At 45.3% G+C, this 26787-nt stretch carries 26 protein-coding genes, 1 tRNA gene and 1 riboswitch; of the genes, 20 read left to right on the top strand and 7 right to left on the bottom strand.

Translation table 11 applies throughout. From position 1 onward, the window contains the following. Window positions 1-15: 15 nt before the first annotated feature. From AACV32_RS04790 to thiH, 8 genes are all read left to right on the top strand, one after another. Window positions 16-92, top strand: a tRNA-Trp gene (locus tag AACV32_RS04790). Between the two features lie 367 nt (window positions 93-459). Beyond that, complete coding sequence (gene crcB, locus AACV32_RS04795; protein WP_013855606.1) at window positions 460-843, top strand: fluoride efflux transporter CrcB; 384 nt, start codon at window positions 460-462, stop codon at window positions 841-843. Between the two features lie 52 nt (window positions 844-895). Then, window positions 896-994: riboswitch (TPP riboswitch) on the top strand. 108 nt (window positions 995-1102) lie between these two features. Continuing rightward, the gene (thiC, locus tag AACV32_RS04800) at window positions 1103-3052 is read left to right on the top strand and encodes a phosphomethylpyrimidine synthase ThiC (RefSeq protein ID WP_026028513.1); all 1950 of its coding nucleotides are present in this window, start codon (window positions 1103-1105) and stop codon (window positions 3050-3052) included. Window positions 3053-3056: 4 nt separating this feature from the next. Then, entirely contained in the window at window positions 3057-4352 is a 1296-nt protein-coding gene (gene thiE / locus AACV32_RS04805; RefSeq protein ID WP_017049608.1) for a thiamine phosphate synthase, read from the top strand. Beyond that, window positions 4342-5130: a HesA/MoeB/ThiF family protein gene (locus tag AACV32_RS04810; RefSeq protein ID WP_017050822.1), complete on the top strand. Its 789-nt coding sequence runs from the start codon at window positions 4342-4344 to the stop codon at window positions 5128-5130. The genes thiE and AACV32_RS04810 overlap by 11 nt, the downstream gene beginning before the upstream one ends. Next, window positions 5118-5327: a sulfur carrier protein ThiS gene (thiS, locus tag AACV32_RS04815; RefSeq protein ID WP_010319419.1), complete on the top strand. Its 210-nt coding sequence runs from the start codon at window positions 5118-5120 to the stop codon at window positions 5325-5327. Before AACV32_RS04810 ends, thiS begins: the two co-directional genes overlap by 13 nt. Next, complete coding sequence (locus tag AACV32_RS04820; protein WP_017044528.1) at window positions 5328-6092, top strand: thiazole synthase; 765 nt, start codon at window positions 5328-5330, stop codon at window positions 6090-6092. Between the two features lie 2 nt (window positions 6093-6094). Further along, entirely contained in the window at window positions 6095-7207 is a 1113-nt protein-coding gene (gene thiH / locus AACV32_RS04825; RefSeq protein ID WP_017049606.1) for a 2-iminoacetate synthase ThiH, read from the top strand. Between the two features lie 191 nt (window positions 7208-7398). Here the strand turns inward: thiH and AACV32_RS04830 are convergent, their stop codons facing one another. Both AACV32_RS04830 and AACV32_RS04835 read right to left on the bottom strand, forming a co-directional pair. Beyond that, complete coding sequence (locus tag AACV32_RS04830; RefSeq protein WP_170895699.1) at window positions 7399-9189, bottom strand: aminopeptidase P family protein; 1791 nt, start codon at window positions 9187-9189, stop codon at window positions 7399-7401. Window positions 9190-9347: 158 nt separating this feature from the next. Beyond that, window positions 9348-10289 (bottom strand): LysR family transcriptional regulator, encoded by a 942-nt coding sequence (locus tag AACV32_RS04835; protein ID WP_026028511.1) that lies wholly within the window; start codon window positions 10287-10289, stop codon window positions 9348-9350. Between the two features lie 116 nt (window positions 10290-10405). Between AACV32_RS04835 and AACV32_RS04840 the strand changes: the two genes are divergently transcribed. Together AACV32_RS04840 and tsrA are read left to right on the top strand one after the other, a co-directional pair. After that, window positions 10406-11605 carry a multidrug effflux MFS transporter gene (locus AACV32_RS04840; protein WP_235652717.1) on the top strand — a complete coding sequence of 400 codons (1200 nt, stop codon included), beginning with the start codon at window positions 10406-10408 and terminating at the stop codon, window positions 11603-11605. A 90-nt stretch (window positions 11606-11695) separates the two neighbouring features. Then, window positions 11696-11977 carry an H-NS-like global regulator TsrA gene (gene tsrA / locus AACV32_RS04845; protein WP_017044523.1) on the top strand — a complete coding sequence of 94 codons (282 nt, stop codon included), beginning with the start codon at window positions 11696-11698 and terminating at the stop codon, window positions 11975-11977. A gap of 77 nt (window positions 11978-12054) precedes the next feature. Here tsrA and asnC read toward each other — a convergent pair whose 3' ends face one another. Then, window positions 12055-12519 (bottom strand): transcriptional regulator AsnC, encoded by a 465-nt coding sequence (gene asnC, locus AACV32_RS04850; RefSeq protein WP_010319577.1) that lies wholly within the window; start codon window positions 12517-12519, stop codon window positions 12055-12057. A 155-nt stretch (window positions 12520-12674) separates the two neighbouring features. On the opposite strand from asnC, the gene AACV32_RS04855 reads away from it, so the two are divergent. Continuing rightward, window positions 12675-13454 (top strand): class I SAM-dependent methyltransferase, encoded by a 780-nt coding sequence (locus AACV32_RS04855; RefSeq protein ID WP_026028510.1) that lies wholly within the window; start codon window positions 12675-12677, stop codon window positions 13452-13454. Between the two features lie 126 nt (window positions 13455-13580). Continuing rightward, window positions 13581-14012, top strand: a complete 432-nt coding sequence (locus AACV32_RS04860; protein ID WP_212752760.1) for a hypothetical protein — start codon at window positions 13581-13583, stop codon at window positions 14010-14012. Window positions 14013-14146: 134 nt separating this feature from the next. On the opposite strand, the gene AACV32_RS04865 is transcribed toward AACV32_RS04860, so the two are convergent. Together AACV32_RS04865 and AACV32_RS04870 are read right to left on the bottom strand one after the other, a co-directional pair. Continuing rightward, a complete protein-coding gene (locus AACV32_RS04865) occupies window positions 14147-15022 on the bottom strand; it encodes a carboxylate/amino acid/amine transporter (protein ID WP_026028509.1) in 876 nt (291 codons plus the stop codon). 56 nt (window positions 15023-15078) lie between these two features. Then, window positions 15079-15504 carry a universal stress protein gene (locus tag AACV32_RS04870; protein WP_010319581.1) on the bottom strand — a complete coding sequence of 142 codons (426 nt, stop codon included), beginning with the start codon at window positions 15502-15504 and terminating at the stop codon, window positions 15079-15081. 154 nt (window positions 15505-15658) lie between these two features. Between AACV32_RS04870 and ftnA the strand changes: the two genes are divergently transcribed. The 4 genes from ftnA to AACV32_RS04890 all read left to right on the top strand — a co-directional run bounded on the left by ftnA (window position 15659) and on the right by AACV32_RS04890 (window position 18877). Then, window positions 15659-16186 (top strand): non-heme ferritin, encoded by a 528-nt coding sequence (gene ftnA / locus AACV32_RS04875; protein ID WP_013855622.1) that lies wholly within the window; start codon window positions 15659-15661, stop codon window positions 16184-16186. A 70-nt stretch (window positions 16187-16256) separates the two neighbouring features. Then, complete coding sequence (gene uspB / locus AACV32_RS04880; protein WP_010319583.1) at window positions 16257-16580, top strand: universal stress protein UspB; 324 nt, start codon at window positions 16257-16259, stop codon at window positions 16578-16580. A 145-nt stretch (window positions 16581-16725) separates the two neighbouring features. After that, entirely contained in the window at window positions 16726-17547 is an 822-nt protein-coding gene (locus AACV32_RS04885) for an HDOD domain-containing protein (protein WP_026028254.1), read from the top strand. A gap of 142 nt (window positions 17548-17689) precedes the next feature. Beyond that, a complete protein-coding gene (locus AACV32_RS04890; protein WP_013855625.1) occupies window positions 17690-18877 on the top strand; it encodes an NAD(P)/FAD-dependent oxidoreductase in 1188 nt (395 codons plus the stop codon). A gap of 40 nt (window positions 18878-18917) precedes the next feature. On the opposite strand, the gene AACV32_RS04895 is transcribed toward AACV32_RS04890, so the two are convergent. Both AACV32_RS04895 and AACV32_RS04900 read right to left on the bottom strand, forming a co-directional pair. Then, window positions 18918-20984, bottom strand: a complete 2067-nt coding sequence (locus AACV32_RS04895; protein WP_170895700.1) for a sensor domain-containing protein — start codon at window positions 20982-20984, stop codon at window positions 18918-18920. Window positions 20985-21064: 80 nt separating this feature from the next. Beyond that, window positions 21065-21970, bottom strand: a complete 906-nt coding sequence (locus tag AACV32_RS04900; RefSeq protein ID WP_017050167.1) for a DMT family transporter — start codon at window positions 21968-21970, stop codon at window positions 21065-21067. Between the two features lie 192 nt (window positions 21971-22162). Here AACV32_RS04900 and rmuC point away from each other — a divergent pair, with 192 nt between their 5' ends. From rmuC to ubiB, 4 genes are read left to right on the top strand one after another with little or no spacing between them, the layout of a single operon-like run. After that, window positions 22163-23707, top strand: coding sequence for a DNA recombination protein RmuC (gene rmuC / locus AACV32_RS04905; RefSeq protein WP_170895701.1), 1545 nt, complete (start codon window positions 22163-22165; stop codon window positions 23705-23707). Window positions 23708-23756: 49 nt separating this feature from the next. Further along, window positions 23757-24539 carry a bifunctional demethylmenaquinone methyltransferase/2-methoxy-6-polyprenyl-1,4-benzoquinol methylase UbiE gene (gene ubiE, locus AACV32_RS04910; protein ID WP_010319838.1) on the top strand — a complete coding sequence of 261 codons (783 nt, stop codon included), beginning with the start codon at window positions 23757-23759 and terminating at the stop codon, window positions 24537-24539. Window positions 24540-24548: 9 nt separating this feature from the next. Continuing rightward, the gene (locus tag AACV32_RS04915; protein ID WP_026028624.1) at window positions 24549-25154 is read left to right on the top strand and encodes a ubiquinone biosynthesis accessory factor UbiJ; all 606 of its coding nucleotides are present in this window, start codon (window positions 24549-24551) and stop codon (window positions 25152-25154) included. Beyond that, window positions 25151-26785 (top strand): ubiquinone biosynthesis regulatory protein kinase UbiB, encoded by a 1635-nt coding sequence (gene ubiB, locus AACV32_RS04920; protein WP_170895702.1) that lies wholly within the window; start codon window positions 25151-25153, stop codon window positions 26783-26785. Before AACV32_RS04915 ends, ubiB begins: the two co-directional genes overlap by 4 nt. The last annotated feature ends 2 nt before the right edge of the window (window positions 26786-26787 follow it).

A 26787-nucleotide genomic window follows, 5' to 3' on the forward strand; every position in this document is an offset into this window, starting at 1 on the left:
AAGCATAAATTATTTAGGGGTGTAGCTCCAACTGGCAGAGCAGCGGATTCCAAATCCGCGTGTTGGGAGTTCGAATCTCTCCACCCCTGCCATCTATCAAGCCTCCGCAGAAATGCTGAGGCTTTTTGCTATCTGTTCACTTCCTCTATGATAGCAATCCGAAAAATTAACTAATTCCGTTTACCTCATCCCTTCGGCACATTTTTGTGGCCAGCTCTCTGTACTCAAGCTGTATCCAAGAAAGCGATCCCGAGCGTGAAATAGCCTTAATTAGATCATATTGTTACTTCAATTGGCATTAAGAGCGGTTTAGCTTATCCATTTACTCAGTAAGTGACGGATGTAACTTTTTAAAAGCACTAGATTATCAGCATAACTTTCCTTGATTATTTTAGTAATTAGGTTCGATTTATTATGCTTAGCGGTTAAAATAACGACGGTTACTTTTAGGAATTCGCTATGGGACAGCTGTCTATTTTAGGTTTTATTGCATTAGGTGGCGCATTTGGCGCATGTGCACGTTATCTAGTTACCGAGCTATGTGTGTTCTTGTTAGGACGCGGGTTTCCTTATGGAACGCTCACCGTTAACGTTGTCGGTTCATTTATTATGGGGTTATTGATCGCTGCTTTTGAGAGTGAATTACTTGCAACTGAGCCATGGCGCCAGATTATTGGTTTGGGTTTCTTGGGTGCATTAACCACATTTTCTACATTTTCTATGGATAATGTATTGCTGATGCAGCAAGGAGCCTTTCTGAAAATGGGTGTTAATGTCTTATTAAACGTGGTGCTAAGTATCTCAGCGGCTTGGATAGGTTTCCAGTTGTTGATGAGAAGTTAACGAAATTACAATTTCATCTTGGTTAATGGATAGTCTTTCCCTATAATCGTGACTCAACTTGTCGGAGTGCCATAAGGCTGAGACCGTATTTTCGGGATCCGTTGAACCTGATCAGGCTAATACCTGCGAAGGGAACAAGAGAATATAACCTGCTAGTGATCTATCTAGCGTTATATCCTTAAGATCAAAACTCTATTTTGATCAACTCTTGTGCATTAATCCGTCAAGCATTTATCCCTAGTACAAAAAGGAAGATGCTATGTCGAGTCGCAAACAAGCGAGACTGAAAGCCAAACAATTCATTGACACATTGTCTGTCGAACCCTACCCAAATTCCTCTAAAATCTATATTACTGGTTCACGTTCGGATATCCGCGTGCCAATGCGTGAGATTAAACTAGCTGACAGCTTGGTCGGGGGCACAAAGTCCTCACCGATTTATCAACCGAATGAATCTATATGCGTTTATGACACTTCAGGTGTCTATACCGACCCATCTCATACTATCGACTTATATCAAGGTTTGCCTAAATTAAGGGAAAAATGGATCGCTGAGCGGGATGATACCGAGTGGCTTGATGAGGTCAGTTCTGCTTACACTAAAGAACGTTTATCTGATGATACATTGGACGAACTACGTTATGGGAACTTGCCAGCCATACGCCGAGCAAAGAAAGGGAAGTGCGTTACTCAACTTCATTATGCGCGGCAAGGTGTTATCACACCCGAAATGGAATACATTGCCATTCGCGAAAATACGCGACGCGGAGAGTGTATGGATGCACAGCTCAGCCAGCAACATGCAGGGATTCATTTGGGGGCTAATCTACCAAAGCGAATAACTCCTGAGTTTGTACGTCGTGAAGTTGCCGAAGGACGAGCCATTATCCCGTCGAATATTAACCATCCTGAATCAGAGCCGATGATCATTGGCCGTAATTTTCTCGTCAAAGTGAATGCGAATATCGGTAACTCATCTGTCTCTTCATCAATTGAAGAAGAGGTTGAAAAATTAGTATGGGCAACCCGCTGGGGTGGGGATACCGTGATGGATCTTTCTACTGGTCGCAATATTCACGAAACTCGAGAATGGATTTTGCGTAATAGCCCCGTACCGATTGGCACTGTGCCTATGTATCAAGCATTGGAAAAAGTAAATGGTATTGCGGAGGATTTATCATGGGAAGTAATGCGCGATACCTTACTTGAGCAAGCGGAGCAAGGTGTTGATTACTTTACAATTCATGCTGGTTTGTTGCTTCGTTATGTGCCAATGACCGCGAAACGTGTTACTGGTATCGTTTCGCGTGGCGGCTCTATTATCGCTAAATGGTGTTTAGCCCATCATACCGAGAGTTTTCTTTACACTCATTTCCGTGAAATTTGTGAAATTTGCGCCAAGTATGACGTCGCCCTTTCCTTAGGGGATGGACTACGGCCAGGATCCATTGCCGATGCTAACGATGAAGCACAATTTGCAGAGCTGCGCACTTTAGGTGAGTTGACTAAAATAGCGTGGGAATATGATGTACAGGTCATTATTGAAGGCCCTGGTCATATCCCCATGCATTTGATTAAAGAGAATATGGATGAACAATTAAAGCATTGCCATGAAGCGCCATTCTATACCTTGGGTCCATTAACTACCGATATTGCTCCGGGATATGATCACATCACTTCCGGCATTGGCGCTGCGATGATTGGCTGGTATGGTTGCGCGATGCTTTGCTATGTAACACCGAAAGAGCACCTTGGTTTACCAAACAAAGAAGATGTTAAAACGGGTTTAATTACTTATAAATTGGCAGCACATGCTGCAGACCTTGCGAAAGGGCACCCGGGAGCACAAGTGCGCGATAATGCGTTATCGAAAGCACGTTTTGAGTTTCGTTGGGAAGACCAATTCAATCTTGCATTAGACCCAGTTACAGCGCGTGCTTTTCACGATGAAACTCTTCCGCAAGAGTCTGGTAAAGTCGCGCATTTTTGCTCTATGTGCGGGCCGAAATTCTGCTCGATGAAAATCTCTCAAGAGGTTCGAGAGTATGCGCTAGATACCAAGCAAGTTGCTGCTGATGCGCTCATTTCCGTTACGCTGCTAGATGACCCGTTACAAGGCATGAGACAGAAATCGCAAGAGTTTAAAGCCTCAGGATCAGAGCTTTATCATCCTGCTGTTAGTCAACAGTCAGTCGTTAGCGAGGAGTAATTAGATGATTCAATTACTTATCCCCCGTGATGACATTGCGTTGACTGCTCAAGTACAACAGGTTTTGCTATTGGCCAAGCATCATGGTTTTGATATCGATGATATTTTTTTGGGTGCCAGCCCAACTTTATATTGTCAATTAGTAACGCCTTCATACTCATCTTTGATTGGCAGAGATTACTTAGCCTCGTGCGAAGATGCGCTAAGTGTTTTAACTGATAAGCCCAATTTATTCTTGCAATACCAAGTCAATTTTTGCGCTCAAATGCCATTTGAGCACTCCCAGAAACGAGAAACTTGTTTGGTCAAGATAGGGCTTACAGCTGCTGACTCACACGACTATGTTGATGAGTGGTATCACGGAGAAGAGCTGCGTAGTATAAGATACTCTACGAATGCTCATGCTGCTGATGCAAAGAGTGAGCACTTTGCTTGGGTTCTATCATTGTTGTGTCTCGACTTTCCACTAGAGGATGCTTTAGTGGTTGCTCGCGCGGCAATGAGTGTTTCACGTGAAACATGGCCAACGGATAGCCGATATTTTCCTCAGTTACAACATTCAGTAGCTGGCATCTTTGCTGACGATAAACAAAATCATATCTGTTTTCCAAAGATAGACAAAAATATTGGCCTTTATCCTGTTGTGGATAGCGCTGAGTGGGTCGAGCGGTTATTGAAGTTTGGTGTAAAGACAATCCAACTGCGAATAAAAGATTCAACACATCCTGATCTCGAATCACAAATTATCGCCGCTATTGAGCTTGGACAAGCCTATCAAGCACAGGTTTTCATTAATGATCATTGGCAGCTTGCGATAAAGCATGGTGCTTTTGGCATTCATCTTGGACAAGAAGATCTCACCAATGCAGATTTAGCACAAATTGCTCAAGCTGGGATCTGTTTAGGCATTTCAACTCACGGCTATTATGAGATTCTGAACATCGCTTCACTAAATCTCAGCTATATCGCTTTGGGTCACATATTCCCAACCACCACCAAAATTATGCCCTCTAAGCCACAAGGGCTTGTTAGGTTGAAACTTTACCAGCAGCTAATTGAGAGTTTAAGTTGTGCCGCCAACTCAGATGAAGTTGTAAGTGCAAAAATACCCACAGTTGCAATTGGCGGAATTAACCTAGAGAACGCATTGCAAGTTTGGCAGTGCGATGTATCAGGCTTGGCCGTTGTACGTGCAGTGACAGAAGCAAAATCACCTCAGTTGGTCATTGATAGTTTCAATCGAATCATACAAAACCTATTACCAAGTAGTGCTGAGGAGGTATGTGATTATGCTTTCTGATGCGCAATTTATCCGTTATCAAAGGCAACTTGCGCTCCCTGAAATAGGTGAGAATGGACAGCAATCTTTACTTGATAGCCGAGTGCTGGTTATTGGTTGTGGTGGTTTAGGGTCTGCGGCTGTTTTGTATTTGGCGAGTGCTGGTATTGGACAACTGGTAATAGTGGATGATGACCGAGTTGAAAGCAGCAACTTACCTCGGCAGGTGATCTACCGAGAGAGGCAAATTGGTCAAACCAAAGTCGATGCGATGGCAGAGCAAATTAAAGCCATCAACCTTGATTGCAGAGTAAGAGCGATATCTAAACGCCTTATTGGTACTCAGCTCGAACTGGAAGTGCTGAATGCTGATGTCGTTCTTGACTGCACGGATAACATCCACAGTCGTCAGCAAATTAACCAGTTGTGCCGTAAACTAATTAAGCCATTGATTTCAGGTTCGGCTATTGGATGGAAGGGGCAAGTCATTGCTTTTGATCAACTGCCGTTGTCACCTTGTTATCACTGTTTAGTGCCTGATAGCGAACTGCCTGCCGCGCAGCGTTGTAATGAATTCGGTATTCTGGGGCCTGTCGTCGGAATCATCGGAACCCTGCAAGCTTTACAAGCCATCATGATATTGACTCGACAGACGATGCGTAATGCTAACCAACTGACACTGTTTGATGCTCATTTGTTTCAATTCCAAACCTTAAATGTTGTTAAAGATCCTCAGTGCGAGGTGTGTGGGTACCCACAGACTGATCAGATGAAGGGAGAAGCCACATGTCAGATATAACCATCAAGATTAATCAGCAGTTTCATCAAGTTTCAGCGGGAACCAGTATTGCGGATCTCACCAAACTGCTTTCGATCACGATTACCGGTTGCGTGTTTGCCCTGAATCAGAGCGTAGTGCCGCGTAGTGCGTGGTCAACGACCCTATTAAGTGAAGGCGACCAAATATCGCTGTTTCAAGCCATTGCAGGAGGCTAAATGTTAACGATAGCGAATAAACAGTTTGAATCTCGCCTGTTCACTGGTACGGGGAAATTTGCCAACCGAGAGTTAATGACAAAAGCTATTGCCATATCTGGTTCACAAATGGCGACAATGGCATTAAAGCGAGTCGATCTTAATCAACTAAATGATGATATTTTAGCGCCACTTATCGAGTCAGGCGTCCATCTTTTACCCAACACATCGGGTGCGAAAAATGCGAAGGATGCGATTTTTGCAGCCCATTTAGCGCGTGAAGCGTTATCGACATCTTGGCTGAAGCTAGAAATTCATCCCGATCCTAAGTATCTGATGCCTGACCCTATCGAAACGTTAAAGGCAGCGGAACAATTAGTGAAAGATGGATTTCTCGTATTACCTTATTGCCATGCTGACCCCGTGTTGTGTAAGCGTTTAGAGGAGGTGGGGTGCGCGGCCGTAATGCCATTAGGTGCGCCAATTGGATCGAATAAGGGGCTGGTCTCACGAGATTTTTTAGAAATCATCATCAACCAAGCTCGTGTCCCCGTGATTATTGATGCCGGTATTGGCGCGCCTTCGCATGCGGCTTTTGCGATGGAATTGGGCGCGGATGCAGTCTTAGTTAACACCGCAATTGCGGCCGCACGCGATCCGATACAAATGGCGTTGGCATTTAAGTTGGCGGTGGAGTCGGGTCGAATGGCTTATGAGGCTGGGCTTGCAACTCAGGTTCATCATGCTATCGCATCCAGCCCTCTAACTGCATTTTTGGATCAATAGCGATGAGCTTTTTAGAACGTTTCAAACAACTCGATTGGGACGATATTGCGTTATCAATCCGTTCCAAAACAGCGTCAGATGTCGAGCGAGCATTGCATAAAGAGAAGCGCGATTTGGAGGATTTTAAGGCATTAATCTCTCCTGCTGCTGAGCCTTATATCGAGCAGTTAGCGCAACTTTCTTACTCACTGACGAGGCAACGCTTTGGCAATACTCTTTCTTTTTATATCCCGCTTTATCTTTCAAATTTGTGTGCCAATGCGTGCACTTATTGTGGATTTTCGATGGAGAATCGCATCAAGCGGCGTACATTAAGTTTGCATGAAGTTGAACGTGAATTAGCGGTTATCAAGCAGATGCAGTTTGATAATGTGTTGCTGGTAACCGGTGAGCATGAAACCAAAGTAGGCATGAACTATTTCCGGCAGATACTGCCGTTGATAAAGCGTCAAGTCAGCTATGTTGCTATGGAGGTTCAACCGCTTCAGCAAGCGCACTATGCGGAGCTAAAGAGCTTAGGTTTAGATGCGGTAATGGTATATCAAGAGACTTATCATCCATCGACTTACGCTTTACATCATTTGCGAGGCAACAAAATGGATTTTAACTTTCGCCTAGAAACACCGGACCGACTTGCTCGGGCAGGGATTGATAAGATTGGTCTTGGCGCTTTGATTGGTTTGGAAGATTGGCGGGCCGATTGTTTTTACGTGGCCGCTCACCTGGATTATCTTGAAAAGAGATATTGGAAGACGCGCTATTCGATTTCGTTTCCTCGCTTGCGACCTTGTGAAGGTGGTCTGCAACCTAAATCGGTTATGTCTGACAAGCAACTGGTTCAGCTCATCTGTGCATTTCGCTTGCTAAATTCAGAAGTGGAACTCTCGCTTTCTACCCGCGAATCGGCGCACTTTAGGGATAAGCTCATCCCACTTGGGATCACCAGCATATCGGCGGGATCAAAAACACAGCCTGGAGGTTATGCAATGCAAGAGACCGAACTTGAGCAATTTGTGATTAGCGATGAACGTACAGCCGCACAAGTTGCCGCCGCTGTTAAAGGGCAAGGTTTTGAAGTCGTGTGGCGAGATTGGCATGCTGCCTATTCTGGATGAGATTATGGCTTGCACGTTTCACGTGAAACATATGGATGCATTAAAGTATGATGATTTAGCTAATTAAGGTGAGTTCGAGTTAAGAGAATCATAAGTTAAAGTAAAGGCGACTCGAGGTCGCCTTTCATCTTTCTAGGTTAAGTTACTACAGATAAACTACCTACAGCGCATTTGTTTTATCATGCTGTTGTTTAATCATGCCCAATAGGCAGCGTCGCTTGGCGCAACCACGCTTTGTTATCACCCTCAACGAGTGGACCAACTTGATCCCATACTTTTTGATGGTAGTCATTTAGCCATGTGAGCTCTGGTCGAGTTAACATATTGATGTTGATCGCGCGCTTATCAATCGGGCAACGCGTGAGAGACTCAAACCCCAACACAGAGAAATCACCTTGTGTTTCAACTTCGACCACCAGTTCTAAGTTTTCTATACGAATGCCAAACGCATCGGCACGGTAATAACCGGGCTCGTTCGACAGCACCATACCCGGAAGTAGTGCGACGTTGTTGAAAACTTTGCTGATGCGTTGTGGCCCTTCATGGACACTCAAAAAGTGGCCGACTCCATGACCAGTGCCATGATCATAATCAAAACCATTAGCCCATAGGTGCTGACGGGCAAGTACATCAAGCTGATGACCACAGGTACCTTTTGGAAAGCGTGCTCTGGCTAATGCAATGTGACCTTTCAGCACTAAAGTGAACTGTTTTTTCATCTCTTCACTGGGGTTACCAATGGCAATGGTACGCGTAATATCAGTCGTACCATCACAATATTGGCCGCCAGAATCGACAAGATAAAGTGAGTCTTGAGCTAATTGTCCTGGTTTTACTTGGTTGATGTGGTTGTAATGGCACATAGCTGCATTACTGCCTGCCGCTGAAATAGTATCAAAACTAAGATCGGCTAGAGTTGGATCTTCCTCTCTAAATGCTTGTAAGCGGTCAGATAAATAACCTTCGTCGTGCAGTCTTTGGCTGGTCACTTCATTATCCAACCAAGCAAGAAATTTCGTCATCGCCACACCATCACGCACGTGGCACGCTTTCATTCCAGAGACTTCGGTTGCATTTTTTGCCGCTTTTAGCAGTAAGCACGGATCGGCGTCATTAATGATTTCAGCAGCGGAATTTTGTAAAGTCAGCGTAAACCATGCATTACTGGTGGCAGGATCGATCATCACCTTTTTACCTGCGAGTAAGTTAAGCTGCTTTTCTAATTGATCTGGATGGTGAACACGAACGCCGCCACCGACATGCTTGTCAAATTCCGCAGGAAGACGAGCAGGGTCAAGGAAGAAATCGACGTTGGAGTCAGCATAAATAATGGCATGGGAAAGTAATACTGGTAATCGGGAAACATCAAGGCCACGGATATTTAACAGCCAGCAGATGGAATCAAGTTCTGTCAGTACCGCCGCATCAATCTTTTTCTTACTCAGCTGATGAGCTATTTGCTCACGCTTATCATGGCTACTGATACCGACGAGTTCATTACCCATCAAGCGCACTGCTGAAATTGCAGCGCTAGGACGGTCTTTCCATAACTCATCGATTGGATTATTGCCGACGGCAATAAGCTGTAACTCATCAGACAATTTTGCCTGTGCCGTTTTAAGCCAGCTTGCTCGATGCATGCGCGGATCAAATCCCACTTTACTACCTGAGACCAATGCGCTTTGGAGCCAATCGAGAACGGGCTCTTCAATCAAGTGACGGTACTCAAAGGTTGCCTCTGGCACTTGTTTACGAACTTGCACTGTATAGCGGCCATCCACAAAAATAGCCGCGTTATCGTGGGTGACCACAGCCGCGCCTGCCGAGCCAGTAAAACCAGTTAACCAATGTAGGCGTTCGTTGTGTTGCGGTACATATTCCCCGAGATATTCATCTTCGTGTGGAATGATGATGGCATCAAGCCCTTGCTGTGTGAGCCAGCCACGTAAGGCTGATACGCGTTGTGCGATTGAATCATGCATCTGTGTTATATCCTTTCTCATAACCGTCCGTTGTAGGTGTAGGGAGCTGTGCAAATCCATAGCAAACCCTGACTTTATTATTGTGTCTATGGGGTTGTGGCGATGGGGACGAGCTTCAATAAGCTACTCTTTTTATCGAACTGGCGCAAACCGCAGCTTCACCTGAGATGCAGTGTTTTGGTTTGGATCATCTGCCTTAACCAGCTCAATGCGGGGTCACTTTCTCTGTCTCTGTGCCAAAATAACGTATAAGCCATAGGTGGAAATTCCATCGGTAATGGCAACACGACGAGATCCATCTGCTTGGCTACTAGGTGGGTGAAGTGGCTCGGCGCGGTAAAGATAAAATCAGTATAAGTACAAAGGCTGGCGGCACTATTAAAATCCGGTACTGTAATTGCGATGTCCCTTTCTCGGCCGATATCCGCCAAGCGATAGTCGAGTAGCCAGCGATCATTACCATCGCAGCGCACTTGTACGTGACGTAGCGATAAATAGCGCTCTAACGTCCAATTGTCTCGTAATGCTGGGTGGTCATTACGTACCACGCACATTTGGCTATCTCGATAGATCTCTTGCTCACAGATATCACTGGGTGGCAGCATTGTTAATTTGGCATCATTGATATCAATGTCCTTGCCGGTAATGCCTAAATCCAACTCACCAAGCTGCAATTTCTTAAAGGTTTGATCGTTCCATGAGTGAGTGTTGATGTTGAGGTTTGGACCTTGGCTGAAAATAGCGGGCAAAAAATGAGGGAGAATTAATGGGTAGACGCTTTCTACTGCCGCAATATGAAAACGGTATTCACTGCTTTGTGGTGAAAATTGTTGTGGTTGAGTGAGTAGCTCGAGCTGATTGATGAGAGTGTCTAGTTTGGGTTTGAGATAGAGCGCTTGTGGCGTTGCCTTTAAGCCATGTGAATTACGAATAAACAACGGGTCATTAAACTGCTGACGAAGCTTGGCAAGCGATTTACTGACGGCAGATTGACTCAAACAGAGGCGATGGGCGGCGCGCGTTACGTTCAGTTCTTCTAGCAGTACGGACAGACAAACAAGCAAATTAAGATCGATTCTGGCTAATTTTTCTATATTCATCTGTATTTCCATTTGGGAATAATTGTGATGAGTATAAGCCATTTCTATTCATATCATCATTGCTCTATTATAGCCGAGTTGTAAAAGTGTGTTCTTTCTCATTACTGGAGTGTTTCGTGAAGCAAATAACCTCTGACGCGCATAGTAAGCGTCAATTGGCATTACTGATTTTGTTGGTTCTGTTTAGCCCGTTAGCGATTGATATTTATCTACCAGCTTTACCGCAAATTTCTCAAACGTTTCACGTGGAACACGCTTATGCACAAGATACGATTACTTGGTTTCTGTTTGCTATGGGAGTCGGTCAACTCTTTGCTGGCCCGCTAGCGGACAAACTCGGTCGTCGAACTGTTGCATTAGGAGGGATCAGTATTTATGCATTGAGTGCTTGCTTGGCGTGGGCCGCTCAAAGTATTGAATGGATGCTGATGGCTCGGCTACTACAAGGCTTCGGTGCGTGCGCGACATCGGTAGCGGCTTTTGCAACAGTTCGCGATATTTTTGGTCCACAACGTAGCGGCAAAATGATCAGCTACTTAAATGGTGCAATCTGTTTTATTCCTGCATTAGCGCCAATCCTTGGTAGTTGGTTAACTCAGCAATTTGGCTGGCGCAGTAACTTCAGCTTTATGGCTAGTTTTGCCGTGGTCGCGGGTTTAATGATGGTGATTGGTATGAAAGAAACCAACCCGCAAGCCACCGAACAGCAAGCGTTCTTTAAGTTATCGCGTTACTGGTCCGTATTGAAAACACCATCTTTTCTCTTCCATGCTTCATTGTGTATGTTAGCGATGGCGGTTATTTTAGCCTATGTCACTTCTGCCCCAGTGGTATTGATGGAAGGTTATGGATTAACCATGAACGAATTTACTTTCTGGTTTGGACTCAATGCCATCATTAATATCGTTGCCTGCCTAAGTGCGCCGAAATTTATGGATAGGTTTGGTACCCATATGGCGCTGGTGGTTGGAATTGGCACGTTATTGATTGCGGGGACTACCATGGTCGCGCTGGCACAACAGAAAACGGCGATTGCCTTTATGCTGCCCATTTTTATGTCATCAATCGGTTTTGCTTGGATTCTGGGAGCGGCCGCAGGAAAAGCACTGGCGCCATTTGGTGACCGTGCGGGAACCGCCGCAGCACTGCTTGGTTTGTTTCAGATGAGTGGTGCAGGTCTGTTAGTTGGCACCATGCAGCGTGTTGGGTTAGAGCCTCAGATATTAATTGCACTGCAAATGTGGCTGATTGCGCCAGCGTTGTTTATCCTGTTTTCTAAAGCAGGGCGTTATTGGCATCAATTAGTGGTGAATTAATAAATTGTCACCTGCTGTTTTATATTCTTTTTAACGGGTGTATATTTAGCCACTTAATTATTTCAATTGCACTTTGGAAACGAAACAACAATGTCAATGACAACCTATGAAATGGCTCGAATTTGGGAACAACTCGACGAGTCTCCAGAAAAGGTCATGTTCGGAAAATTGCTGAATGAATTAGGCAACCAAAGTAGTGAGCGTATTCGCAGTGCCGCCAAACAAGTACCATTACCAGTTCTGCGTGATTTAGTCTTTCAGTTTCAACAAGTGATTGAAGCGCGTAAAGGCGAGCAAGTCGAAATCATGGCGAAGGAATTGGCAAAGCAGGGTATTTCGGCTGAAGAGCTTTTAACTTATCTGAACAAATAATTTATTATCAGTACCGATGCCATAGCCCGGAATTTAGTTTCGGGCTTTTTATTGCGTGGTGTTTGCAGCTTCGGTGGTTAAGGATTCACATTTCGGTTAATCGGGTTCTGCAAGGAAATAAGCGTCTCTGTGGATTGCACTTCATCAATTGCCTGTAATTTGTCGATCAGCACAAATTGTAATTCCTCAATCGAGCGGCACATTAACTTCACAAAAATATTATAGGCTCCTGTGGTGTAATAGGCTTCCACCACTTCATCCAGCGCATTGAGTTTGGCGAGCGCTGAATGGTAGTCTCGCGCGGCATTGAGATTGATACCGATAAAACAACACACGTCATAACCCAATTTTTTGGTATTGACGATCACTTCCGTACCCTGAATGATATCGGCCGATTTCATCTTTTCAATGCGAACATGGATAGTGGCAGGACTAACGTTGAACTGCTTGGCCATTTCTGCGTAGGGCGTGCGTGCATCGTCCATTAAAATTTTTAAAATGGCGCGGTCGAGTTCGTCCAGTTTAGCGGTAGTGGCTTGCATCACAGCATCCTTATCATTGAAATGGTTCGCTCAGTTTATCACTGGTCGTTGTTTCTCGTAAGCCGCCGTTTAAGAAAAGCGATAAGCTTTAGTCACGTCAGTGAAAATTGGGTAAACTCAAGCCTCCTCATTATTTCTTTTGTTTCGGAGTTAACTTGCAGCTACAACTGATTTGCGAAGTTCCTGCTCAGCAAGCACATTTGGATACATTAGCCGCGCGTTGGGGATTAAAACCATGCGCTGAGAGCCCATTTGCCTTGGTATTAACTCAGTATCGTCTTGAGTTGCGTAAACTGGATGAGCCTAAACTCGGCGCTATTTATGTCGATTTAGTCACGGGGGCGGTTGCTCACCGACGTAAATTTGGTGGCGGTAAAGGTCAGTCGATAGCCAAAGCTGCTGGACTAAACAAAGGAGCGACACCGACCGTGTTAGATGCAACGGCTGGGTTAGGTCGTGATGCTTTTGTGTTGGCCTCGCTCGGCTGTAAAGTGCAAATGGTCGAGCGGCATCCCGTTGTGGCCGCGCTGCTTGATGATGGTTTAGAGCGTGCCAAGCAAGATGCAGAGATTGGTGGCTGGGTAAGCGAGCGAATGTCGTTACTTCACGCTTCGAGTCATGATGCGCTCGAAAAACTGGCGCAAGATGAAGATTTTGTAAAGCCAGATGTGGTGTATCTTGACCCCATGTACCCACATCCGGAAAGTAAAAAACAAACGGCTTTGGTAAAAAAGGAGATGCGCGTCTTTCAATTGCTGGTGGGCGCTGACTTGGATGCTGATGCATTATTAAACCCAGCCTTAAGTTTGGCGACCAAACGCGTGGTGGTGAAGCGTCCTGACTATGCCGATTGGTTAGACAAACAAAAGCCGAGTATGGCGATTGAAACCAAGAAAAATCGTTTTGATGTGTATGTGAAAGCGGCGATGATCTAACGCATTCAATACGTTAGCTTTGGCGAGAAAATCTCGTGGCCCATAGATGTAATTTAGTGCTTGCTTAATCGTGTTTGGAATTGTATATCTAACTAATAATTATTCCTATTCGTGATCGAGGCGTACATGAATAAGCGTTTATGCAAATTGAACCGACACGATATTACTAGCCAGCTTGGGGATATCCATCAGATTGTGGCTGCGCCAAAATTTCTTTGTCGCTCATGTGCTCGTTCATCATCGGATAAAAACACGCTGTGTAAGCCTGCTGCTATTCCGAGTGCATCGACAAAGCTTGTTTCGGAAGGGAAGAAGCAACTGCGCTCTGGTACGTCAAATGGCATGACGGACAAAGGTAAAAAGGCCGCCAAGCGATCGGAAAAACAGAACAAGAAAGCGTTAAAAAAACAAAAAAAAGTACTGAAGAAGTTAGAAAAAGTGCTGAAACAGCAGCAAAAACTGTTAAAGAAATACCCTGCATTACAAGTAACGTTTGCCGATGTGAATCAACGAATTTCTTCGGTTAGTGAACGTTCACTACAACGGCAGATTCACTAAAAACAGATAGTTTACTAAAAATAGATGGTTTACTGAAAACAGATGGTGAGTTAAACCGAGCCACGATAGCCCCTTTTTCAACAACAAAGCCCGCGATGATTGCGGGCTTTGTTGTTTTCAGCGTTCAACCTGATTCAGTGAGTACGGCTGGCAGCGACTTTGCGCTTTACCCAAGTTTCATTGACCCACAGTGAGAGCAAAATGATCACGCCGCCAATTGCAAGGCGCATTAAATCTACGTCGCGATTCCAAATCAGAATGTTCACCACTAATCCTGCGGGAACCAGCGCATTATTCATAATCGCTAATGCGCCTGCGTTGACTAAACAGGCTCCTTTGTTCCACACGAAGTAACCAAGCCCAGAAGCAATTACCCCTAAGTAGATCAAAATACCCCATTGCAAAGAGGTAGTGGGCAGTTTTTCACTATTGCCAAACAGTAAAAATGCCACGCTTGCTACCACCAATGCACCTAAGTAGAAATAACCGAATACGCTGTGTTGCGCTAAAGTAATGGTCTCTTTTTCCATGACGTATTTATAAGCCACTTGGCCGATAGCAAAACAGAGGTTAGCCCCTTGCACCACCAAAAAACCCAGCAAAAAGTGCTCGTTTATTGCTGCAAATTTAATAAAAACGGCACCGATTACGGCAATGGCTGCCGTCACTAAGTACCACGGAGAAAAGCGGCCTTTCAGTAGATCGTAGATCAGCGTGACGTAGATTGGTGTAAACACCGTAAACAGCAAAACTTCAGGAACCGATAGCAGTAAAAATGATTGATAGTAGAAACAGTACATCAGGCCCAGTTGAATTCCACCAATGGTCATCAACTTAGCGATCAACGGAGCGGGAACGGTTTTAAACCTGATCAAAGGTAGAAATACTAAGCTCGCTAATGCAACGCGCATCCAAACCGCGAACCAAGAATCAACTTGACCGGCGAGATAAACGCCGATCAAGCTAAATGAAAATGCCCAAAGTAGGGTGACTGCAGAGAGATAGGCCATAACAAACAACGCTGAACAGTAAATAACCCGCAGTCTAACCGAGTTTTGGCTTGTCGTCAGTCGTGAAGTGGTATTACAAGCATGTCGACTGGCGAACAGTTAATCAGTTGCCGAGTGGATGAGAGTAACTTGCTCCAAAAATCTTGATGATGACCGCAGACCACCAAATCAACACTGAATTCAGCGATGGTTTCGCAGAGCTCATTACTGAGGTCGCCGCTGCCTACTAGTGTATGGCGGATAGGGTATTGCGCGTGTTCCGCTAAGGCTTGCAGCTGCTTTTGTGACGCTTCCATCGCGTGATGTTGAGTTTCTGCTAAATTGATATCAATGAGTCCGGTATACAGCTCGGCATAGTTGACATCAATGTGAATGAAAGAAACGTCAGCATCGAGTGGTTTTGCCAGTGCAACAGCTTTGTCGACTAAGAGTTTACTGTCTTCTGAAAGATCAATGGCAACCAAAATATGTTGATAACTCATTGTATTATCTCCTGATGGGGTACTTATTAAAGATTAGCACTGAGGCCGAGAGTTTTTTGTCGTCGTGATCTCATATCCGCATACCTGGCTCAAAGTGTTATGGTGAGGTTCATGGTATAGTCAATTCAAATCGTTACATAAACTAGGAGTCGACATGTTGTCACAAGCTATGGTTGAAAAACTGAATGAACAAATTAATCTGGAATTTTTTTCATCCAATCTATACTTACAAATGAGTGCTTGGTGTGAAGATAAAGGATTTGAAGGTGCTGCCGAGTTTTTACGCGCTCATGCCGTAGAAGAAATGCAGCACATGCAGCGTTTATTCACCTACGTGAGTGAAACGGGTGCACTGCCTATCCTTGGTGCGATCGCAGCGCCAAAACATAAGTTTACGAGCCTTGGTGAAGTGTTTCGCGAAACTTATCAACATGAGCAGATGATTACTCAGCAGATTAATAAACTCGCTCATGCGGCGTTCACATCTCAAGACTACTCAACGTTTAACTTCCTTCAGTGGTACGTTGCGGAGCAACATGAAGAAGAGAAGTTGTTTAAAGGGATTTTAGATAAGCTAGAGCTTGTGGGTGATGATGGTAAGGCGCTGTTCTTCATCGACAAAGACCTAGCCGCAATGGCAAAAGCCGGCTCATCTTCTGTAATGGATACCCAAGCTGTGTAATCGCAGCAGAAAGAGTATGAAGCGATCGTCTTTTTCTTTGGGTTCTATGCAAAGGTGTAGGGAGGAAAAGATGATCACTGGGGATACAATTTTATTTGCGCTAATGCTGGTCACTGGGGTTAACCTAGTCAGGTATCTTACGGCGCTACGCTCACTTATTTACATCATGCGTGAAGCTCATCCATTGCTTTATCAACAAGTGGATGGCGGTGGCTTTTTTACCACTCACGGTAATGTCACCAAGCAGGTTCGTCTTTTCCACTATTTGAAAGGTAAAGAGTATCACCATCACCACGATCCCCTATTTACGGGCAAGTGTGATCGCGTTAGAGCGCTGTTTATCTTGTCGATGTCATTGCTGGCGGTGACAACCTTCGCGGCTTGTATCGTATAACTGAGCCAGTCATTGTATTGATTAAAGGAGCTATCGTGCTCCTTTTTTATCGTCTGTATAAAATCATCGACTTATTTCTTCACTATTATGCATCTTCATTGTGCGGCGACTATTATTAGCAAGAGCAATCGAAAGGAGAAAAATAATGGATGAAAAAGCACTGCTCGCACGTTTGAATGAGTTACCTCGTATTCAACAAGTATTACAAGAACTACTCGAAATGGTTAATAAGGAAGAGGTCGATTTTGGTGCGCTCACAAAAAAAATTGCCATGGAACAAGTGTTGAGTGCGCGGCTGCTTCGTCTTGCAAATTCGGCACATTTTGGCGGAAGCCGCACAGTGGCCTCTATCAATGATGCGGTGATTCGTGTCGGAAGTGGCTCGGTGAGAACTATGGTGGTGGCATCGGTATTATCCAGTGCTTTTCCTAAAATTGACACCTTGGATCTGCAGCAATATTGGTCCGATACCTTTGAAATTGCCATTATCGCCAGCAAACTGGGGGCCGCTTGTAAACTCGATGCCAATAGCGTTTTTACTACCGGAATATTGCACAACATTGGCCAATTGATGATCCACACATTAGCGCCGCAAGAAGCGTTGAAAATTCGCCTTTGTGTTGATGCTGGTGAAGTTGAACTAGAAGCACAACAGCAAATCATCCATACCGATGCGAATGTACTGGGGGCGAAGCTAGCCAAAGCTTGGAAGTTTCCTGATGAGATGGTCGATGCGATCGCCTACTCTGCGCAGCCAGAAAAAGCGCAGCTTTCACCAAAACTTGCCCGTGTATTGCATTTTGCCCGTGATATCCACCATCAATGGGATATCCTGACCGAAAAAGAAAAACGCTTATTTCTGGCTGAGCACCCAGATACTCGTGTGCTGGCAATATCTGCCACATTTGCTGAAACAATTGACGCCGTTCGCGGAAAAGGGCGCGAGCTTGCCGAGCAACTCGTCTAATACCGTCGCTGGTGGATTAACCTTGTCTTCACTCAATTAGTCGTTAAAATGTCCCCCATTGATAAGGATGTACGCCACCAGCGCTGCATCCTTTTTGTTTGTCATTAGGTGCGTGTGCGTCTAGTTAAATGAAGGTGAAAGCATGAGTCAGTCGTTTGATGTTGTCGTTATTGGTGCTGGCGCCGCCGGGCTAATGTGCGCCGCGCAAGCTGGCCTGCGCGGGCGCAGCGTATGCGTTCTCGATCATGCCAAAAAGCCTGGCCGTAAAATTTTGATCTCAGGTGGCGGTCGCTGTAATTTCACCAATTATGAACTATCGGCCGCCAACTACTTATGCCGCAATCCCCATTTCGTTAAATCAGCGTTATCGCAGTACAGCCAGTGGGACTTTATCTCGCTGGTCAGTAAATACAATATTGCGTTTGAAGAGCGCGATCATGGCCAGCTCTTTTGCCTTGATTCGGCGAAGGACATCGTCAATATGTTGCTAAAAGAGTGCGATTTACCGACGGTCAAGCAGCGTTATCAAGTCGAGATTCAATCGATAGATAAGGTGCCAAACGGCTTTCAGCTCACCACCAATGACGGGCCAATCCAATGCCAGTCACTGGTGGTCGCAACGGGTGGCTTGTCGATGCCCAAGCTTGGTGCGACTCCTTTTGGTTACAAAATTGCAGAGCAGTTTGGACTGGCGGTGATCCCAACCACGGCCGGGCTCGTGCCTTTTACACTGCATAAACAAGATAAAGAAGATTTCGCCGAACTGGCCGGCATTGCCATTCCAACTGAAATCACTACTGAAGATGGCACAGTGTTTAAAGAAGCACTGCTGTTTACTCATCGTGGTTTATCTGGGCCGGCGGTGTTGCAAATTTCTTCTTACTGGAAAGCGGGGCAGAAGGTCAGTATCAACTTAGTGCCGGAAGTAGACATCGAGCGGCTATTAAATGAATCACGTGAAGCACACCCAAATCAAAGCTTAAAAAACACACTCGCGAAAGTACTGCCTAAGCGTTTGGTTGAAGTGCTGATTGAGCGCAAAGCTTTTGTCGATAAACCGCTCAAACAGTTAAACCCACACGAAATAACCGCTATCGCACACGACTTACAACATTGGCCGATTCTTCCCAATGGTACTGAAGGTTATCGCACCGCCGAAGTCACATTAGGTGGCGTAGACACCGATTGCCTCTCATCTAAAACCATGGAATGTAAATCGGTTCCGGGCCTCTATTTTATTGGTGAGGTAATGGATGTGACGGGCTGGCTTGGCGGCTATAATTTTCAGTGGTGTTGGTCAAGCGGCTATGTCGCCGGACAGTGGGTGTAATTCAGCACACCTTGGTCCTTATGGTACTAAAATACTCCCATTATGGGTTTTGGTGCTGCTTTAGTAACTCGGTTGCTTCTTTAACACCAACCGGCCTGCCTAAATAATAGCCTTGACCGAATTGGCAACCAATGCTGTTAAGGTAATGACGTTGCTGTTCATCTTCAATACCTTCGGCTGTAATGTTGAGTGACAGGCTTTTTCCCATGGCCACAACGGCGGCAACAATGGCGTTACTTTCCGAGTTGTCGGGTATGTCGTGAATAAAGGAGCGATCGATTTTAAGCTTCTGCAGCGGTAAGCCTTTTAAATACGATAGTGATGAGTAGCCCGTTCCAAAATCATCTAATGCGATACGAATGCCTTGTTCGACAATTTTTTGCAGGTCATGAATCGCTTTTTGTTGGTTTTCAATTAGAAAGCCTTCAGTGATCTCGAGTTCTAACTTGCATGCGGGAAATTGTGAGTGCGCTAAAATTGCCTTCAGTTTACTAAGAAAGTTAGCTTGCTTAAGCTGAATGGTTGAAATATTAATAGCCAAAGTATCGATATGATACCCATCATCGAACCATTTTTTTCCTTGTTCGCAAGCCGTACGCAGTACCCACTCTCCAATTGAAGTAATGAGGCCAGATTTTTCGGCAATCGGAATAAATTCGGCGGGAGAAACTTGACCAAGCTGAGGGTGTTGCCAACGAATCAGGGCTTCAAAACCGAGCAATTTGTTACTGCTTAGTTCAAATTGGGGCTGATAGACGAGATAAAATTGGTCATGCTCCAACGCTTGGTATAGTGCTGATTGCAAGCGGATTTGCGTTAAGGCTATGTCAGTCAGTTCTGGTGAATAGAACGCATAACCATTGCGGCCATTTTTTTTCGCTTGATCCATGGCTGTGTCAGCATTTTTTAATAATGCTTCTGGTGTCTCACCATCTTGTGGGTAGATTGCCACACCGATACTTGTCGATAAACGTAATGACTCTTCCCCGAGCACAATATGCTGTTCAAAAATCGAAAAAATCTTAGAGATAATGGGGCTTAAGTGACTATCTTGAGCAAGGTGGGTTAATAATATTACAAATTCATCACTACCAATTCGTGCAAGGTGATCCGTATCGGTCAAGCAGGTTTTGAGGCGATTGGCAATCTCAATAAGTGCCTGATCGCCACTATAATGGCCAAAGCTGTCATTAATATGCTTAAAGTGGTCGATATCTAAAAACAGTATGGCGAATGACTCCCCAATTTTTTGGCTATGTTTGATTTGTACTGCCATTTCTCGTAGAGCGGTTGTTCGGTTGGGTAGCGTCGTCAATACATCAAAATGCGCCAACTGTTTGATGGTTTCTTCGTGCTCGCGGCGAAGGGAAATATCTTCAAAAACACAAATGTAATTGACCACTTCTAGTTCATTATCAAATACCGGAGTAATGGTCGATAACTGAGGATAGAGGCTACCGTTTTTGCGGCGATTAACAAATTCACCTTTCCACGGCTTTTTATCGCGGATGGTTTGCCATATCTGCTGGTAAAAGGAGGCATCATGATAACCCGATTGTAGAATGCGCGGGTTGTTACCTAGTACTTCTTCTGCTTGGTACCCCGTAATGGCACTAAAGGCAACATTGACGCTGATAATGTTGCCTTGTGCATCCGTGATCACGACACCTTCACGTGAATGATTAAATATTTGTGTGGTGAGGTTGAGTTGGTTTTCGATTTGGTGATAGCGGGAGATATCTCTGGTCATGCCGAGCACGCCAAGCAAGGTATGCCCATCAGTAGAATAAACCGGGGATTTGCTTGTTTCGTACCAGTGCTGTTGTTCGTTGGAGGTAAGTTGTGAGCAGCGGTCGGGTACTAAAGGTCGTTTTTGGTCTACAACCCATTGATCTGCTTCGATGAATTTCTGAGCAAGTTCAGCGCCAAAAAGTTGCTCATCCGTGCTGCCTACAATGTGTGACTTTTTTTTGTTCCAAGCTTGTTCTACAGCCTTGTTACACAGTACATACACGCCGTTCAGATCTTTTAACCAAACATGCTCATCAAGACTGTCTAAAAACTCCTGTAAGCTCGGGAGCTGGTTGTTAGGTTCTTTATTCATCATCGTCACACTTCGTTACTTACTGCGATAGCTATCGCAGTGTATCAGTATAGCAGAGCTGATCAGCACAACAGAGCCACAATTTAGCCTTCATTGAGGGTTGGCAGTGCTTTTTTTTGCTTCATTTGCTGTACTAATAATCCCAACATAATAAATATCAAACCGATTAGTGTTGTCGGGTGAATGGCTTCCCCGATAATCGTTGCTAGCAGAATGAGCGAGATAAATGGGGAGGCAAAGATTAGGTTGCTGATGCGGGCGGTGTTTTGCGTTAGTTTGAGAGCGCTCAGCCACAAAACAAAGGTGATCCCCATTTCAAACAAGCCGACATAAGTGACAGCTGCCCATCCTTGAAGGCTAATGTGCTGCCATTGTGCTCCTTCATAATAACTAAGCACAAAAGCAAGCGGAGTCGCGACTAAGAAGCCGAGTAGTACGCCAACAACAGGATCTGCTTGGTTTTTGGTATTTAAAATCCAGTACCCCGCCCAAAGCAAAGTGGATAAAAGCGCTAGCCCAACACCCAACGGGCTATCAAACTGCATGGCCAAAATATCACCTTTAGTCGCGATAACTATCACTCCAAAATAGCTCAGTGCACACGCTATCCAGTCTTGTTTACGAATGGTTTGTCCTAAAAATACAGCGGCCATCAGTGTCAGGGTGATGGCCCAACTGTAGTTGATCGCTTGCGCTTGAGAGGCGGGCAGCAGTGAGTAGGCCTTAAACAGAATGAGGTAGTATGCGAGAGGGTTAATTAAGCCCAATAACAAGTAATACCAAGGGTTAGCGAGAAAGGTACTCACCACTTGGTTGAGCTTGCCTTGCAGCGCGCAAATGCCCAGCAGTACGCACCCAGAGACAGCACTCGCAACCGTCAGCATCTGGATCGGCGTTAATTCAGCCAGCGTAAGTTTGAAAGCCGTAGCAACCGTTGACCACAATAATACTGCCAATACCCCAAATCCCAATGCGCGTCGCTCGTTCATATGGCCTCATTTTTAGTGACTAAACCACTACTGTGCGATTAAGGGCAGGTGGCTAGCAAAAGAACAGATGTTGTCCAAATGTTGCTTAATGATGTCAGTTTATCGTTTGCTTTGAAGTTGTACAAACTGGACATTTATCCAGTATCGAAATACCATTTGTCCATGACTGATAAAATGAGTTAACCCGTTATCATGCAATGGATTATCGAAAATCAAGCGTTAGTGCTTTCAACGTTAAGCAGCGCCGTGCTGAGCGGCTCAGTGGCTGGCTGGTGGGTTAAGCAGAAGCTCAATTTGAAAAGTGAGTTATTACAACAGCAGTTAGAGACTCATCAAGTCCATCATCAGCAGCAGATAATCGAACTCAAACAAGCCTTGCAACAGGCGCGACAAGAGCTAGATGAGCTGGATGAAGAACGAGATAAAGCCGCATTTGAGCTTAAGCAATCGCACGGGAAATTCATGGCCGCGATGGAAAAGTTGCGCTATTTCGAAGTGGTTAAGCAAGAGCGGCAACAAAGCATGGAAGATGCGCACGCTCTGCGCGAGCAGAAATCGCAACTTGAGGCTCAACTGCGTGAGCAAGAAGCGCGGCATGAACAGCAAATTCAATCGAGCCAAGAAAAACTACAGTTACTTGAACACGCTGAGGAACGCCTAAAGCAGCAGTTTGAGCAGCTAGCCAATCAGTTATTTGAAGTCAAAACCGCGAAAGTTGATCAGCAGAACCGTCAAAGTTTGGAAGGGCTACTTTCTCCACTGAAAGAGCAGCTCGAAGGGTTTAAAAAGCAGGTCAATGACAGCTTCAATCATGAAGCGAAAGAGCGCCATACGTTGGTTCATGAATTGAAAAACTTGCAACGCCTCAATGAACAGATGGCGCAAGAGGCACTCAATTTGACCCAAGCACTGAAAGGCGACAATAAACAGCAAGGCAATTGGGGCGAAGTGGTTCTCGCGCGGGTGCTGACCGAATCGGGCCTGCGTGAAGGGCACGAATATCACACTCAAGTCAGTTTGCAAAACGAGGCTGGTAAGCGCTATCAACCGGATGTGATCGTCAATTTGCCACACGACAAACAGGTGGTGATTGACTCGAAAATGGCGCTGGTGGCTTATGAGCGTTATTTCCATGCTCAAACTGAAAGTGAACGTGCTCGCGCATTAAGTGAGCATTTACTTGCGCTGCGTGCCCATATAAAAGGACTCGGTCAGAAAGATTATCATCAGCTCAAAGGGCTACAAAGCCTGGATTACGTGCTGATGTTTATTCCCGTCGAACCTGCATTCCAAGTGGCGATTCAAGCTGATCCCAGCTTGGTAAAAGAGGCGATGGAGCAAAATATTTTGCTGGTTAGCCCTACCACCTTGTTGGTTGCGCTGCGTACGATCGATAATTTATGGCGCAATGATCGACAAAACCAGAACGCGAAGTTGATCGCTGAGCGGGCCAGCAAATTGTACGATAAATTACGCTTGTTTATGGAGGACATGGAAGGGCTTGGTGGCGCGTTAGACCGTGCAAACCAAAACTATCAAGGGGCGATGAATAAGCTCGCGACAGGGCGTGGCAACGCACTGCGTCAAGCCGAAAGTTTTAAACAACTTGGCGTCGAGATAAAACGTTCCATAAACAGTGAATGGGTCGAACAAGCACAAAATGAGGCATGGGCAGACAGTGCGGTGGAAAATGCACCTTTAGTAGAAAGACATCACGCTGAGGATAAAGTAAACTGATCGCTCGCAGTCGCCTTTAACAAAACAGTGCTGCCCAAGAGGAACCTTCATGACGGATACCAGCGTGCAATCAAAAACAGCATTAGAGACACAAAATACCACTCACTTTGGTTTTGAAACCGTAGCGAAAGAAGAAAAAGTCGCCAAAGTCGCGCAAGTTTTTCACTCGGTTGCGGCCAAATACGACATGATGAATGACCTGATGTCTGGTGGCATTCATCGCTTATGGAAGCGTTTTACCATTGATTGCAGTGGCGCTCGCCCGGGCCAACGTATTTTGGATCTTGGTGGTGGTACGGGCGATCTAACCGCCAAATTTTCACGCATTGTGGGCGAAAAAGGTCATGTTATTCTGGCTGATATCAACAACTCGATGCTCAATGTCGGACGCGATAAATTGCGTGATAAAGGTGTCGTGGGCAACGTACATTACGTGCAAGCCAATGCCGAAGAACTGCCTTTTCCTGATAACTATTTCGACTGCATTACCATCAGTTTTTGCCTGCGTAATGTAACCGATAAAGATAAAGCGCTGAGCTCGATGTTCCGCGTTTTAAAACCGGGTGGTCGTTTGTTGGTACTTGAGTTCTCCAAGCCAGTGCTTGAGCCATTATCCAAAGTATACGATGCGTATTCGTTCCATCTATTGCCGAAAATGGGCCAAATCATTGCCAATGATGCCGACAGCTACCGCTATCTTGCGGAATCTATCCGCATGCATCCCGATCAAGAAACCTTAAAAGGGATGATGGATCAGGTTGGTTTTGAACAAACGAGTTACTACAACTTAACGGGCGGTATTGTTGCGCTGCACCGTGGTTACAAATTCTAAGGATTGGGCATGCCGTTTGAGCCTTTAGTTACCGCCGCGATTGAGACCACACTCAACACCTTAATTCAAGACGATCCTGAGTTGGTGCGCCGATTATCACGCCTGAAAGGGCAAGTCATCCAAGTGCATCTCAAAGAGTTCAATAAAACGCTGACCTTCATTTTTAGCCAGCAAATTGATGTGTTAGCGGCTTACGAAGGCGAGTCGAATTGCTACCTGTCGCTCAATGTTTCCATTTTGCCCGAGCTACGCGAGCAAGCGAACATCACCCAACTGATCAAACAAGATAAGTTGGTGCTGGAGGGCGATATTCAACTGGCGCAAAAATTTGCCCAGTTGATCACCGATTGCAAGCCGGATGTTGAAGAGTGGTTGTCACGCGTGACGGGCGATGTGCTGGCTCACGCTTTAGTGCAGGGTGTGAAAGACATAGGCCAAGCGCTGCAATCACAACGAAGCAAGCATCAAAACCATCTCAGCCAAGTGTTAACGGAAGAGTGGCGTTTATTGCCCAGCTCGCTCGAGGTGGCTTATTTTTGTGACCAAGTGGATGATCTCAATAGCCAAGCGGCGCGTATTGAAGCCAAAATTCAACACTTGTTGGAGCAAGCATGACGCCAACTGAACTCAAGCGGTTGTACCGAATTATCAAGGTACAATTGGAATATGGTCTAGATGAATTGTTGCCAGAACATCAACTTACTAAAGCGCCAATATTAGCGTGCAAAGGATTGTTCTGGATTAAAAATCAGCATGCGAACAAACCATTAGGTGAGCGCTTGCGCTTAGCCTTGCAAGAGCTTGGCCCAGTATGGATTAAGTTTGGTCAGATGATGTCAACGCGGCGTGACCTGTTTCCACCGCACATCGCAGACCAACTTGCGTTACTGCAAGATAAAGTCGCTCCGTTTGATGGTGTACTTGCTAAAACTCAGATGGAAAAAGCGTTGGGCGGCGCTTTAGAAACTTGGTTTGATGAATTTGATATTGAACCACTTGCTTCTGCATCGATTGCTCAAGTCCATACCGCCAAACTCAAATCATCTGGCCGGGAAATCGTGCTCAAGGTGATTCGGCCAGATATTCGGCCAGTGATTGATGCCGATATCAAACTCATGTATCGCATGGCGAAAATTGTTGCCAAAGCATTACCTGAAGCAAGGCGACTGAAGCCCGTTGAAGTGGTACGTGAATACGAAAAAACTCTGCTTGCTGAACTCGACCTACGCCGAGAAGCAGCCAACGCCATTCAACTGCGTCGTAACTTTGATAATAGTGAAGAGTTATACATTCCAGAGATAATTCCTGACTTTAGTAATGAAACTGTCATGGTTTCTGAGCGAATATACGGCATTCAAGTTTCTGATATTGAAGGTTTAGCGGCCAACGGCACTAATATGAAGTTGCTTGCTGAACGCGGAGTGAGCGTATTCTTTACCCAAGTGTTCCGCGACAGTTTTTTCCATGCCGATATGCACCCGGGTAATGTCTTTGTTAATCCCGCGCATCCTGACAATCCACAATGGATTGGCTTAGATTGTGGTATTGTCGGTACCTTAAACAGTGAAGATAAACGTTATTTAGCCGAAAACTTCTTAGCTTTTTTCAACCGAGATTACCGCCGAGTGGCACAATTGCACGTTGATTCTGGTTGGGTTCCACGTGAAACCAACATCGATGAATTTGAGTTTGCTATTCGCGTGGTCTGTGAGCCAATTTTTGCCAAGCCATTGTGCGAAATCTCATTTGGTCACGTGTTGCTAAACTTGTTTAACACGGCTCGTCGCTTCAATATGGAAGTGCAGCCGCAATTGGTCTTGTTGCAAAAAACGCTATTGTATGTCGAAGGGTTAGGGCGTCAGCTTTATCCTCAATTGGACTTGTGGCAAACCGCTAAACCATTTTTAGAAAAATGGATGATGAACCAAGTTGGGCCGCAAGCGTTTATCCGTGCAGTAAAAGAGCGAGCTCCGCTTTGGGCTGAAAAATTACCTGAATTGCCAGAGCTGCTTTACGATAGCCTCAAACAAGGTAAAGCAATGAACCAAAGGTTGGATCAGCTGTACCAAGGTTATCGAGCCAGTAAGCGTCAACAGGCAACAGGAAAGTTTTTATTTGGTATTGGCGCCACTTTGGTCGTATGCTCGGCAATATTAGTGACCAGTGCTTATCAGCCGTTTGCAATAACCAGTGCGATTGTAGGTGTTGTATTTTGGCTACTCAGTTGGAGTGCTTACCGTCGTTAAGC

It is taken from the genome of Vibrio sp. B7 (assembly GCF_963888765.1).
Lineage (GTDB): Bacteria > Pseudomonadota > Gammaproteobacteria > Enterobacterales > Vibrionaceae > Vibrio > Vibrio anguillarum.